The sequence below is a fragment of the Citrobacter sp. A316 genome (assembly GCF_002042945.1).
Lineage (GTDB): Bacteria > Pseudomonadota > Gammaproteobacteria > Enterobacterales > Enterobacteriaceae > Citrobacter > Citrobacter portucalensis.
Genome location: NZ_MVFZ01000002.1, coordinates 44,198 through 58,065 on the forward strand (window position 1 = coordinate 44,198; position 13,868 = coordinate 58,065).

11 protein-coding genes are annotated in these 13,868 nt (G+C 52.7%); 2 read left to right on the plus strand and 9 right to left on the minus strand.

Translation table 11 applies throughout. From position 1 onward, the window contains the following. Window positions 1–36: 36 nt before the first annotated feature. The gene (locus BZK41_RS02280) at window positions 37–660 is read left to right on the plus strand and encodes a TRIC cation channel family protein (RefSeq protein ID WP_003829199.1); all 624 of its coding nucleotides are present in this window, start codon (window positions 37–39) and stop codon (window positions 658–660) included. Window positions 661–760: 100 nt separating this feature from the next. Here BZK41_RS02280 and erpA read toward each other — a convergent pair whose 3' ends face one another. From erpA to clcA, 3 genes are read right to left on the minus strand one after another with little or no spacing between them, the layout of a single operon-like run. Then, a complete protein-coding gene (gene erpA, locus BZK41_RS02285; RefSeq protein ID WP_008786260.1) occupies window positions 761–1,105 on the minus strand; it encodes an iron-sulfur cluster insertion protein ErpA in 345 nt (114 codons plus the stop codon). After that, a complete protein-coding gene (yadW, locus tag BZK41_RS26815) occupies window positions 1,098–1,163 on the minus strand; it encodes a small protein YadW (protein ID WP_122973801.1) in 66 nt (21 codons plus the stop codon). Before yadW ends, erpA begins: the two co-directional genes overlap by 8 nt. Before the next feature lie 23 nt (window positions 1,164–1,186). Continuing rightward, complete coding sequence (gene clcA / locus BZK41_RS02290) at window positions 1,187–2,608, minus strand: H(+)/Cl(-) exchange transporter ClcA (protein ID WP_079937040.1); 1,422 nt, start codon at window positions 2,606–2,608, stop codon at window positions 1,187–1,189. A 168-nt stretch (window positions 2,609–2,776) separates the two neighbouring features. On the opposite strand from clcA, the gene hemL reads away from it, so the two are divergent. After that, entirely contained in the window at window positions 2,777–4,057 is a 1,281-nt protein-coding gene (gene hemL / locus BZK41_RS02295; RefSeq protein ID WP_003837523.1) for a glutamate-1-semialdehyde 2,1-aminomutase, read from the plus strand. A gap of 113 nt (window positions 4,058–4,170) precedes the next feature. Here hemL and fhuB read toward each other — a convergent pair whose 3' ends face one another. The 6 genes from fhuB to BZK41_RS02325 all read right to left on the minus strand — a co-directional run bounded on the left by fhuB (window position 4,171) and on the right by BZK41_RS02325 (window position 13,849). Then, window positions 4,171–6,153: a Fe(3+)-hydroxamate ABC transporter permease FhuB gene (gene fhuB / locus BZK41_RS02300; protein ID WP_079937041.1), complete on the minus strand. Its 1,983-nt coding sequence runs from the start codon at window positions 6,151–6,153 to the stop codon at window positions 4,171–4,173. Next, on the minus strand, window positions 6,150–7,040 hold the full coding sequence (fhuD, locus tag BZK41_RS02305; protein WP_079937042.1) for a Fe(3+)-hydroxamate ABC transporter substrate-binding protein FhuD: 891 nt from the start codon (window positions 7,038–7,040) through the stop codon (window positions 6,150–6,152). The genes fhuB and fhuD overlap by 4 nt, the downstream gene beginning before the upstream one ends. After that, window positions 7,040–7,837, minus strand: a complete 798-nt coding sequence (gene fhuC, locus BZK41_RS02310) for a Fe3+-hydroxamate ABC transporter ATP-binding protein FhuC (RefSeq protein ID WP_003829206.1) — start codon at window positions 7,835–7,837, stop codon at window positions 7,040–7,042. Before fhuC ends, fhuD begins: the two co-directional genes overlap by 1 nt. 47 nt (window positions 7,838–7,884) lie before the next feature. After that, window positions 7,885–10,134 carry a ferrichrome porin FhuA gene (gene fhuA / locus BZK41_RS02315; RefSeq protein ID WP_079937043.1) on the minus strand — a complete coding sequence of 750 codons (2,250 nt, stop codon included), beginning with the start codon at window positions 10,132–10,134 and terminating at the stop codon, window positions 7,885–7,887. 211 nt (window positions 10,135–10,345) lie between these two features. After that, window positions 10,346–11,347 carry a fimbrial protein gene (locus BZK41_RS02320; protein WP_079937044.1) on the minus strand — a complete coding sequence of 334 codons (1,002 nt, stop codon included), beginning with the start codon at window positions 11,345–11,347 and terminating at the stop codon, window positions 10,346–10,348. 15 nt (window positions 11,348–11,362) lie between these two features. After that, entirely contained in the window at window positions 11,363–13,849 is a 2,487-nt protein-coding gene (locus BZK41_RS02325) for a fimbria/pilus outer membrane usher protein (protein WP_079937045.1), read from the minus strand. Window positions 13,850–13,868 lie beyond the last annotated feature (19 nt).

A 13,868-nucleotide genomic window follows, 5' to 3' on the forward strand; every position in this document is an offset into this window, starting at 1 on the left:
GCCTGCCCCCACCAGGTCTGTTGTGAGGATTTAAAAATGCTCGTCTATTGGCTTGATATTGTCGGCACCGCGGTATTTGCAATCTCTGGCGTATTACTGGCCGGAAAATTACGTATGGATCCGTTTGGCGTCCTGGTCCTCGGCGTGGTTACCGCCGTTGGTGGTGGCACGATCCGCGATATGGCGCTGGATAATGGACCGGTTTTTTGGGTTAAGGATCCAACCGATCTGGTGGTGGCGATGATCACCAGCATGCTGACGATCCTGTTGGTACGTCAACCAAGACGCATACCGAAATGGATCCTTCCGGTGCTGGATGCCGTTGGCCTGGCGGTGTTCGTGGGTATTGGCGTCAACAAGGCATTTCTCGCAGGAACAGGGCCGTTGGTGGCGATTTGTATGGGGGTGATTACCGGCGTTGGCGGTGGGATCATTCGCGATGTGTTAGCGCGTGAAGTCCCGATGATTTTGCGCACCGAGATCTACGCCACGGCGTGTATTATCGGCGGGATCGTGCATGCGACGGCGTTTTATACCTTTGATGTTTCACTGGAAAACGCCAGTATGATGGGGATGATTGTCACCCTGCTGATTCGGCTTGCCGCCATTCGCTGGCATCTGAAATTGCCGACGTTTGCACTGGATGATAACGGGCGTTGATATTGTTTTGCCCGATGGCGCTACGCTTATCGGGCCTGGAACATCTTTCCTGTAGGCCGGATAAGACACTAGCGTCACTATCCGGCATAACGAACAGCAATCAGATGCTGAAAGAAGAACCACACCCGCAGGTGCTTTTCGCATTCGGGTTAGTCACAACGAAGCGGGAACCTTCCAGACCTTCGGTATAGTCAACCGCGCCGCCCACCAGATATTGCAGACTCATCGGATCAACGACCAGACCAACACCTTGTTTCTCAATGGTCATATCACCTTCATTGACCTGATCATCAAAGGTGAAACCGTACTGGAAACCGCTGCAACCACCGCCAGTGATATATACGCGTAATTTCAGATTCGGGTTATCTTCGTCAGCGATCAGGCTTTTTACTTTATTGGCTGCTGCTTCAGTAAATTGCAGTGGCAGCGCTACGTCATCACTCATATTTTGCTCCAAACGACATCGGCAATTGGGTAAATTTCAACCCAATATTTTGGGCCATTATCTAATACCCTGGTATTTCGTTCAAGTATTCTCGCCAGCGGCAGTACCCTGGCTTTTTGCCGCCTGCTCCGCTTCCTGTTTTGCCAGCGTACGAGCCAGGATAGTCGAGTATAGCGGCTTTCCGCCCATAAATTGGGCTAATAGTGTTGCGCCAAGACAGGTAATAATCATTGGCAAAATGAGCTGATAGTTATCGGTCATCTCCAGCACCAGAACAATACCCGTTAGCGGCGCACGCACAGAAGCCGCCAACAAAGCCCCCATTCCGGCAATGGCAAAGGTTCCGGCCTCCAGGTGATACTGCGGAAATGAGGCCGCTGCAGCCATACCGAACGCCGTACCAAGTAACGTGCCCAACGCCAGCATCGGAGCAAAGATCCCACCGGGCGCGCCGGATGAGAAGCACAGCAGCGTGGTGATCACCCGGGTGATAAATATAAACAGCAGCAGACCGACGCTAAAATTGCCTGCTGCGGCAATCGGGATCAGGTTAAAACCACCGCCTGCCGCTTCAGGTTGAATTAATCCCAGGATCCCGCACAGGCCACCGATCGCGCCGCCCATCAGCACCCATTTTTTAATTTCACCGCCGTGAAAGCGCTGGAACATATCCTGGGTACGCAACACCATAGTGTTGAACAAGGGCCCGACACAGCCAAAAATAAGTCCGAGTACAAGATACAGCCACAGCGTATTTACCGGCGCATTAGACAGCTTTCCGACTTCAATAATCGGGGCTTCGCCGTTGAAAACACGAAACACGATGCTCGACATTATAACGCCGGTAAACACGGCTTTGATCGACACGAGGTTATAGCGAAACTGCGGGCGCATCTCTTCAATAATGAACAGGATCCCCGCCAGCGGAGCGTTAAACGCCGCCGAAAGGCCCGCTGCCGCACCGGTAGCCAATAAGGTATGCCGCGCTTCGGCGCTACGCATGCGGAAAATATCCAGCACCATGCGCCCGAGGTTACCGCCAATCTGCACGGTCGGTCCTTCTCGCCCAAGCACCATGCCAGCACCCAGCGTACCCATGCCGCCAATAAATTTCACCGGCAGGACACGCCACCAGCGCACAGGTCGCAGCTCTTCCAGCGCACCTTCAATCTCTGGGATCCCTGAACCACCAGCTTCCGGCGCAAACTTACGCACCAGGAAATAGCCGACCATCGCCAGCAACGCGGAAAGAATAAACGCCAGCGGCCACAGCAGAATGGCATGGTCCGCAACCTGAGCCAGCGCGCCAATGCGCTGATTCTGCACCCAGGTCACCGCTTTCTCAAATGCCACGCCAACAAGCCCTGTCACAGTACCTACTACGGCAGCCATCAACAGGATCGCCAACGGCGTTTTGTCTCGTTCCAGGAGACGACGAATTTGATCCCTGCGGCGTAAACGCACAATTTGCTGTGCTTCAAAAGAGGGAGTGTCTGTCTTCATCAGATGATCATTAATTGGTAATACAAATACGGAATCGGCATTCTACTCGCACATTTCGCGAAAATCCCCTGCAAATCGCATTGTTTCAAATGCGTAAAACTTTCATAACCTTCTCTGAATAACTAGAATAGCGGGCATTTACTTTTTCTACGAACCAGGACCCCATCCATGAGTAAGTCTGAAAATCTCTACAGCGCAGCACGCGAACTTATCCCAGGCGGCGTTAACTCCCCCGTTCGCGCCTTTACTGGCGTGGGTGGTACTCCGCTGTTTATCGAAAAAGCCGACGGCGCGTATCTGTACGATGTCGATGGTAAAGCCTATGTCGATTACGTCGGTTCCTGGGGACCGATGGTACTGGGTCACAACCACCCGGCAATCCGTAATGCGGTGATTGAAGCTGCGGAGCGCGGTTTAAGCTTCGGCGCACCGACCGAGATGGAAGTGAAAATGGCGGAGCTGGTCACTGAACTCGTGCCGACCATGGACATGGTGCGCATGGTGAACTCCGGTACGGAAGCGACAATGAGCGCAATCCGTCTGGCACGCGGTTTCACCGGTCGCGATAAAATCATCAAATTTGAAGGCTGCTACCACGGCCACGCCGATTGCCTGCTGGTTAAGGCCGGTTCGGGCGCATTAACGCTGGGCCAGCCGAACTCCCCAGGCGTTCCGGCCGATTTCGCGAAACACACCCTGACCTGCACCTATAACGATCTCGCTTCAGTACGTGCAGCATTTGAACAGTACCCGCAGGAGATCGCCTGCATCATCGTTGAGCCGGTCGCCGGTAACATGAACTGCATCCCGCCGCTGCCGGAATTCCTGCCGGGCCTGCGTGCGCTGTGCGATGAGTTTGGCGCACTGTTGATCATTGATGAAGTAATGACCGGTTTCCGCGTGGCGCTGGCCGGAGCGCAGGATTATTACGGCGTCGTGCCGGATCTGACCTGCCTCGGTAAAATCATCGGTGGTGGGATGCCCGTTGGCGCATTCGGTGGCCGCCGCGATGTGATGGACGCACTGGCGCCGACCGGTCCGGTTTACCAGGCGGGGACGCTTTCCGGTAACCCAATCGCGATGGCGGCAGGTTATGCCTGTCTGACCGAAGTAGCCCAACCGGGTATTCATGAAACGCTGAACGAACTGACGACGCGTCTGGCGGAAGGTCTGCTGGAAGCTGCTGAAGAAGCGAATATTCCGCTGGTGGTTAACCATGTGGGCGGGATGTTCGGGATTTTCTTCACCGATGCAGAAACCGTAACCTGCTATCAGGATGTGATGGCATGTGACGTTGAACGCTTCAAGCGTTTCTTCCACATGATGCTGGATGAAGGAATTTATCTGGCACCGTCCGCGTTCGAAGCTGGCTTTATGTCCGTGGCGCACAGTGAAGAAGATATCAATAACACCATCGACGCCGCGCGCCGGGTGTTTGCGAAATTGTAAAAAAGAGAACGTGCAGATATGTAGGCCGGGTAAGGCGAAGCCGCCACCCGGCTTTTTTATTGCCGGATGTCGACGCAAAGCGTCTTATCCGGCGTACATGAAAGGGGTCAGCCTCAGCGGCTCTGCTTTCTCAACAGATAGATAAAGTACGGCGCGCCAATAAACGTCGACAATAACCCCGCGGGGATCTGATACGGAAACAGCACCATCCTGCCGCACCAGTCAGCAAAGACCAGCAACACGCCACCCGCCAGCGCCGAAATCAGCATATGCGGCATCGCCCGACGAAAACCCATCATACGGGCAATATGCGGCGCCATCAGCCCGACAAAGCTCAACGGTCCAATGGTCATGGTGGCTGCCGCCGTCAGCCCTGCCGCCAGCAGCAGTAACCCCACGCGTGATGGCGTGATAGCCATGCCGACAGCTCGCGCCGTATCGCCACCGAGCGGTAAAATTGTCAGCCAACGGCGGCACAGCGGCGTCATCGCCAGCAGAATCACCATAACAATCCCGGTATGCAGTACCTGCTCTCCGCTCGCGTTATAGGTTGAGCCGGAGATCCAGGTCAGCACGCCCGCCATGCGCGGATCGCCGCTGGCCTGCAGCATCATCAGCAGCATAGTAAACGCCGTACTGAGCGCCATCCCCGCCAGCAGCATGCGGTGCGGCGAAAACCCACCGCGCCCGGCAGCAATCATAATGATAAGCAGAGTGACCGCAGCCCCAAGACTTCCAGCGGGCAGCAGCCAGCCAAAGGCGTTTCCAGGGACCAAAAATAACATGAGCACTACGCCAAATGCCGCACCGGAGCTAATGCCCAGCACTTCCGGACTGGCCATCGGGTTGCCAGTCAGACGCTGAATAATACAGCCCGCTACCGCCAGCATCACCCCGGCAATCAGGGCCGCCAGAATGCGAGGCCAGCGCCAGGGCATCAGCTCATCCAGCATCGCGCCGCTGGCCCAAGTCCAGCCATGTGCATCGCGGCCAAACGACAGCGCCACCACCAGAGTCAACAACAAGATTGCACCACCTGCCAGCGCAAACATCAGCACATTCTGACGCTCAGCGGCGATGCGATTACTGACATTCATATCCGGGGCTCTCATACTCCTTAAGCGCGGTAACAACCACAGCAGCAATGGCGCGCCAATCAGCGCCGTCACCGAACCGGTAGAGACTTCCATCCACACGCGGGTCAGCCACAGAATGATTTGGTCGGATAGCCAGAGGATCAACGCACCAATCAGCGGAGCCAGCACCAGACGAGCCAGCAAACGACGCGCACCGAGCATTTTCGCCAGCAGCGGTGCAAACAGGCCAATAAAGCCGATAATCCCAACTGCGTTAACCAGCAAGGCGCTGATAACAATGGCCAGCGATAACGCCGCCAGACGTGCCAGCGACAGCGCCAGACCGAGGTTACGCGCCACGCCGTCATCCAGTCCCATCAGCGTCATTGGGCGTAATAACAACAGAGTCAGCATCACGCCGCCCAGCAGCTGCGGCCACAGACGTTGTACGCCGCTCCAGTCGGTTTGCGTTAGCGTGCCGCTGCTCCATAAAAACATGCTTTGCAGCTGATCGTGATGGAAGATAACCATCAACTGATTAATCGCCCCGCAGTACAGGCTGACCACCAGCCCGGCAAGGATTAACGTCACTGGAGAAAGACGTTTGCCCCAGGCAACGCCAAACACCAGCGCCCCAACGACACATGCTCCCACCAGCGCCGCAAATTGCGTGGTCAGCGCACCTGGAATAGCCCACAGCATGGTAACCGTAATGCCCAACTGCGCCCCGGTCGCTACACCCAGCGTGGTTGGCTCCGCCAGCGGGTTACGCAACACCTGCTGAAACAAGACGCCAACCAGGCCCAGCCCGGCGCCGACCAGCAGCGAAATCGCCAGCCTCGGCAGCAGGCTATAGTGAAAAACCATCTGCTCAATGATGTCGATATCCGGTGACCAGATAGCCTGTTGCCACTGGCTGCGCGGTAGCGCAACGGAGAAGTTAACCCATGTCAGCCAGCAGGCAGCAACAAACAGAACAACCAGCAGAAGAGTTGGGAACAGCGCAATACGTTTATTCACGCTTTGCCTCCCAACGCATTATCCAGAATACGGGCAAAATGCATGGCCGATAGCGTTGCGCCATAGAACCAAACGGCAGGTGCACGTTGAAAACGTCCACCACGGACAAACGGCATCGCCTGCCATAATGGCGTAGACATCAGCGCAGCCATCTCTTTATCGTTGCCGTGATCAAAGCACAGCACATCGACATCCTTATAAGCGGCCAGACGGTCAATACTCACGGCAGTGCTGCCCCAAAAGTTGGTTTCGCCCTGCCAGGCATTGGGGATCCCATAATCGTCCAGCACGTCCTGGAACAGGCTGTTTGGACCAAACACCAGCATATGTCGCGAATCAAGCAGGGAAGTAAGAAGTACAGGGCGCGCGCCGCGTTGAATGAAGCGCGGTTTCAGGCTGGCGATAAAACGATCATACTCGGCAAGATGGCGTTCAGCAGAGGCTTGCAAATTGAACAATTGCGCCATTTCCTGCAGCGATTGTCGCGCAACCGCCAGCGGCTTTTTGCCGTCGCTGAAATTAAATCCCCGACCAGGCGCAATCCGCGCCAGTTTTTCAGGTGAAGGACCATAACCTGCCGACCAGAGCAGAAACGAGGGTTTCATTTCGGTCAGCAGTTCGAGATTAGGCTCAGTGCGTAGCCCGACGTCAATCACTGAGTCCGGCAGCGGGGGCTCACTGACCCACAGCTTGTAGTTAGGGATATCTGCGATGCCGTACGGCGTAATCCCCAGCGCCAGCAACAGCTCAACCGGCAGCCATTCCAGCGCCACAATACGCTGCGGATCAACCGCCGCGGCGTGCGCCGTATTCATCCGCCACAGCAGAGGCGACAGCGCCATCGCCGTAAGCAGCCGCCGACGGGTAATATGATGTAATCCGATCATTAATAGACAAAACTCACGGGTGCGGCACCGGCCGGATGCGGCAAAATGCCCATCGGGATACCGTAAATTTGTTCCAGAGTTTCACTGCGCATCAGTTCAGCTGGCGTTCCTTGAGAAATCATCTCACCGCCGCGCAGCGCAACGAGGTAATCGCAGTAGCGGGCCGCCATATTGATATCATGCAGCACCGCAACCACCGTCAGCCCGCGCTGCTGGCTTAAGCGGTGCACCAGCGCCAGCACGTCAACCTGATGGGCAATATCCAGCGCGGAAGTCGGTTCATCAAGCAGCAGACAGCGGCTGTCCTGTGCCACCAGCATGGCAATCCACGCGCGTTGGCGTTCACCACCGGACAGGCTATCGACCAGACGATGCGCCAGCGGTTTTAAACCGACCAACGAAATCGCTTCTTCCACTTTCTCTCTGTCGGCTACGCCAAAACGCCCCAGCGCCCCGTGCCACGGATAACGACCAATCGCCACCAGTTCACGCACCGTCATCCCTTCCGCCTGCGGCAACTGCTGCGGCAGATAGGCGACCTTGCGGGCAAACGCTTTGCTGCTCCAGCTCTCCAGCGGCTGTTCATCGAGCAGGATTTCACCTTCTGACGGCGGCTGATGACGTCCCAGCATTTTCAATAACGTCGATTTACCGGAACCGTTGTGGCCGATAAGACCAGTCACTTTCCCCACAGGAAAAGTTAATGAGAGAGGATGCAATAGCGTGCGGCCAGGCACACGAAAGGAGACATTACGCAACGCAAAAGTGGTGTCGGGATGGGATCTGTTTTCCTGCATAGCAGCCAACTTGTAAAACGGGCACGCAAAGCGTGCCCAAAGAGAATTTAGAAACGGAAGGTTGCAGTTGCAACGACCTGACGTTCTGCGCCCCAGAAGCAGCCATAGGTATTGAAGCAGCTGGCGACGTATTCACGGTCAAACAGGTTGTTCACATGCAGCGCCACGTTGGAGCCAGCCATACCAACACGCGCCAGATCGTAACGTACTAACGCATCGACCAGCGTGTAGCTTCCCACTTTGAAGGAGTTTGCCGGATCGCCATAGCTGGAACTAGTATAACGAACACCCGTACCCAACGTCAGCCCGGAAAGCGCGCCATCATAGAGGGTGTAATCTCCCCACAGTGATGCCATATGTTTTGGCACCTGAGCAGGCGTGTTGCCTTTGTAGTTGGTGTCGGTGGTGTATTCCGCATCAGTGTAGGTATAAGAACCCACCACGTTAACGCTGGCAGACAGCGCCGCTTTCGCTTCGATTTCCACACCGCGTGAACGAATTTCACCGCCTTCAACTGACCAGACCGATCCATTCGGATCGGCCATCAGGTTGTTGGTTTTGGTCAACTGGTAAACGGCACCGGTCAACACGATCGGACGATCGCTCGGCACGTATTTCACGCCCGCTTCGTACTGCTTACCTTTAGATGGCGCAAAGATATTGCCGCTTTCTCCCACCTGAGAAGTAGGTTCAAACGATTCGCTGTAGCTGAAATACGGGGTCACACCGTTGTCGAACAGGTAGTTAACACCGCCACGCCAGGTGAACTGTCGGTCATCACGGGAATCCAGCACGCCAGAAACGCGGTTCAATGAGTCCTGCTTAGCCCAGTCGTAACGGCCGCCCAGAGTGACCAGCACCTTATCCCACTGCATCTGATCCTGAGCGTACAGGCCAGTTTGTTCCTGTTTATTCAGAACACGATAAGGTGCGCCTGGTCCAGGGTGCGAGCCAAAGTCAAAATCGCTACGGTCAAGATTATAGATATCAGACGGCGCTACCGAACCAGCCCAACCGAACCAGGAGTTGATATCGTTACGCATACGCATATAGTCAACGCCGGTCAGCAATGTGTGATCCAGGGAACCGGTGGCGAATTTGCTCTGCAGCTGGGTATCAACAGAGAAATTCTGCAATTTTTCATTATCGTCAACGTACTGACGAGTCAGCGTGTGATCCCAATCTGACTGAGGGATGCTGGCGCAAGGACTGTTAGCCGGATCCTTGGTATACAGCGGATCGGAGCACATGCCGTAGCCGTACACGCTTTTCTGCGACACTTTGTTTTGCGCATAACGCAGGTTCTGACGCACGGTGAAGGTGTCGTTAAATTCGTGGTCGAAGCTGTAGCCCACCATCTTCTCGTTACGAGAGTAGGTATTGTTGTCCGCACCTTCGTTGAAATCAGTCGGCAGACGTGAACCATTTGGCAGCTTAGACACGGTCCCCTCTTTCGGCAACCAGCCGTAATAACCAGTTTCCGGCTCGTTCTGGAAGTAGGAGAGGAAGGTAAAATTCGTCTTATCATCTGGACGCCATGTGAAAGATGGCGCGATGGCATAACGTTGTTCTTCTGCACCCTGCTGCTGCGCATTCGCGGAACGCGCCAGGCCGGTCAGGCGGTATGAGTACACACCATCGTCATCCAGCGCATCGCTGAAGTCAAAACCGGTCTGGAACAGACTGTCTGTGCCCATTTTGAACTGAATTTCTTTCAGCGGCTCCGTTGTCGGGCGCTTGCTGACCATGTTCAACAACCCACCCGGGTTGCTCTTTCCGTACAGAACGGAAACCGGACCACGCATCACTTCAGCGCGTTCCAGCATATAAGGGTCAATGACCGCATCATTGTAGAAGTTGCCCTGCATCTTCAGGCCATTCAGATAGTTATTCTGGCTTTGGCCGTCGGCGGCAAATCCGCGAATAATCAGGTAGTCATAGGTATTAGAAGCACCACGCGTGCCCACGGCAACGCCCGGGGTGTAGCTGAGTGCTTCTTTAACCGATTTCGGCTGATGCAACGCCATCTCTTCGGCGGTGACCACTGAAATAGACTGCGGAACTTTCTGAATAGGAGTATCTGTTTTGGTCGCCGTAGCAGACTGTCGTGCAGCGATGGTTGCCGCTGGCCCCCATGCGCTTTCCTGCGGAGCAGGTGCAGCAGTTACGGTGATGGTTTCTTCTTTCGGGTCAACCGCCGCCTGTGCATAGACAGACATGCCGCTAACCGCTGTGGCTACCACTACTGCGATTTTACGCAGTGATGAACTTGGCTGAGCAGTTTTAAGACGCGCCATTGGTATTTCTCTAATGAAAGTGAATGATAACGTAAACGAGAATTATTATTATAACGGCAGCATAATATTCGAAACTCTGGCGAGATAGCAAGCAATACGCGTCCCTACTAAAACTGAGGGGTTAAGAAATAACCAGATGAAAAGAAAGGGTTAATAAATTAGGCTGAAATGTTGAAAAGAAAAGCCTGCAGGGAGACAGGCTTTTTTTTGGCTAGCGGTAAAAAACATCAAATGTTGCTACAGAGTCAACTTTTCCCGCCTTTACTGGGCCTGTTTGCACATACCGCGCTTTCAAAGGGATACTGACAGACTGACCATCGGTTGTTTGCGCCACCACGTTATATTCATTATCAAATTTCAACACGTTATTGTTACTGTCGAGTATTTGTAATCCAACCCCTTCTGCCGCACCATTGCCGCTGGCAATCGCCAGAATATCGCTATTGCCGCTTACGCCGGTTGAACCCGCGGTGGTGAATTTATAATCAACCTTGATGCCAGCGGCACATTGCATTAGCTGAATTTTGAAACGATCATCAGATACAACATTGGAATAGCCATCCACAATATCACTAACCATTATTTTCTTTAGTGGCACAGTGATATTTTTTTCGACTAAATTACAGGTATTAGCGGTAACATTGACGGTTATCGGGGAAAAACGTAGCTGCCCTATAGTTAGATCGTCATATATCCAGTCAGCCTGCAGGCGGGAAGTATCAACGACACCAGAACTCACTGGCCCCGTAACGACAATTTGCACGCGCGTTTTTATGGCTAGCGAATAGGTTGTGTTTGCCGTTCGCGATGATCCGAGATGCATTGGTGTAATGGCAAAACCTGCGCCCAGAGAGCTACTCGGTTGATTTGCCCACTCAGCTTCAATACCTATGCCGGGAACATTGGTCTGATATACATTTGCCACCGGATTATCTTTGCGTGCATCGCTACTGGTCAATACTGTGTACCCTTGCATGATGCTACCATCACCATGACAACGAATGACCATGCTCGATCCGATTACCGTTTGCGAATAAAGAATCGTTCCCGGCTGCGCATCTTCGTTTACCATTAATGTAGGAATGTTAAATGTTGTTGTAGATATATCTCCACTGTTAAACCCACACTCGGCAGAAGCATAGCAGCTAAAACTCGCAAACCAATACAGAGCCCCCAACACAATTAAGTAAACTAAGTCACCTTTCCTCTTCATATTACTTCCTTGTTATTATCGGCATTCAACCGTTGCCTGGTAGACGACAGATGTTGTCTCATCCGGGAGCTGGATACTGCCTTCGCAACGTTGACCAGCAGCACTTCCCCACTGCACCTTGAAGGGCACATTGCCTTTTAGCCCCGTCAGATAAACTTCACCATCATCTCCGACAATTCCTGAGCCATCGGCCATTGACAGCACTGCGCCAAACGGAACAACACCACTACCATGACGAAGCGTCAACAGAGCGCGAATACCCTGGCGGGCAGAGAAATTAGCTGCGACAACAGCCCCTTTTGTAGGTACAACGTCTTTAGCGGGTTTTTCAATATCCAGATCATCTCGCTCTCCACTGTTCACTGTGATGGTATTACGCCGATAATCAGTAAGATATGGTACGACTGCATTTCCCCAGTAGTCAGTGTAAATACCTTGCATGTTCTGGACCTTAACATCAGCCCCCTCATCAATATGGACAATTGCAAAAGCATCCTGGACAGATTGCCCCAACGTAATACCATAAGGATGTGCGACTACCGTTCCTTGCGCGCTGTAGTTCCACTGTTTACTATCTTTGGCATAGCTGTAGTTTGCTCCAACTTCACCGTAAGAGCCGCGGTAACGACCCGTCATACTCGCGCCATATCCAGTATCGTGATCGGTATAGCTTTGCTGTAGGTTATAACTTAAATTGTTGTCTTCCAGTGCAGTCCCACCAATCCCAACCTGATGCACAGTATTGCCATTTTTAGAGCTATTGAGGTTATAGGTCGCCCAACTGTTTGACAGCCAACGAGACAACGGAACATTAACAGAGAATGCAACCTGCTGATCATCATCACTGTTTGGTGTTTTTGTCAGGCTATAATTCACTGACCAGGTAATATCCTGCCAACTGGAACTGAATCCCATACTGACACTGCGTTCATGCCCACTCATATCCCAATAATCTTGTTGATAGCCATTGATATACACTGAACCGACAGTACCTAACGATTGCGACATACTCAGTTGTAAACGACTACGACGATTATTTGTTTTACGGTAATTATAAATTCCATCATCTACGTCACTATCCCGCTGATCGAGCGCTTCCTGGAAGGTATAAAAACCAGAAGTGGAATAACGGTAACTTGCCAGCGTTACCGTTGTATCTGTTGCAGAAAAGTCTTTGGAGTATTGCGCACGCCAAGATAGACCATTGGCATTACCACGCCCATCGTCAAACTGAGTTCTGGCCGCAGTAACATCTACAGACACGGAACCAAGCTCACCGAGATCTGCCCCCGCGCCTACCAAACCAGCACGATAAATTGATGCGTCGAGCGCTCCGCCATACAGCGTAATGCCATGAGGCATACCATAGATTACCGTCGCTTGCCCAAATCCAGGCTCCTCGCCGTTATCGCTATCGCGGTATTTACCTCCAGCAAAGCTATATTTCAGCGCACCTTCACGCTGCAAGATGGGCACCGAGGCACTCGCCTGAATAAACGAATGCTCGCTTCCATCAGCCTCTTTAACGGTAACTTGTAAATCTGAACCTGCGGTTACCTGGCTGAGATCTTTGATTTCAAAGGGACCGCTGGAGACATAAGTCTGATAGATTGTGTAGCCATTTTGCTTAATCATTACTTTTGCATCGCTATTGGCAATTCCTCGTACAACAGGCGCAAACCCTTGTAGGCTATTGGGTAACATGCTGGTATCCGTTTCCAGCTTCACACCGGTCATCTGTACGCTGTCAAACAGTTCGCCGTTAGTAAATGTCTGACCAATCTCAAGCTGACTTTGCAGAAATTTAATATCCCGCTCCAGCGTAGTGCTGATCGCATCCCAGCCATCCGAATTGCTGTAGGTACTTGAATTACGAAGCCGCCAGGCACCAAGATTTAGACCGGAATTAAGGCTTGCCCAGTTAGAGTTATCATTTTCGCCATTCACTTGCTGGCGGCTGCCGCTGATGTAATAGCTGCTCCATGCCGCAGGAATGCCATCATCCCAGTCTTTAACAGGAATAGCGCCAGCAACTTTCTGGTCGCGATATATTTGCGGGATCCGCAAAAAAAGCGTTTGGCTATCGAGTTGAAAATCATATTTTGCTCCGGATATGTACTGGGCGATGTCGCCTACTGGAGCAGTATCAGCCAATGATTTTAGCCCGGGAAGGCTATCGACCTTCACCCCCAACTCTCTGAGATCCCCTTTGCTGAACTGCGGGAGTAACTGCGTCTTATCCTGCGACAGCACATAAGTAATATTTCGCTTATCAATACGGTCATAATCCCATACAACTTCAGTCAAATAAGTCCCTGGCTGTAACCCATTATTTTGCAGAAAAGTTTCCAGTGTTGACGTATTCTCTAAGGGTGTACCGAGTTCCAGAATATGCACATTAAATTCATCGTCAGCATTCGCTGGGTGCAAAAAAGAGCATAATGCCAGTGTGATGCTGTTGAGTATAAAGAATCGGCAAGATCGCAAAGGATAAGGCTGCATGTAATAAAATCCCTTTAAT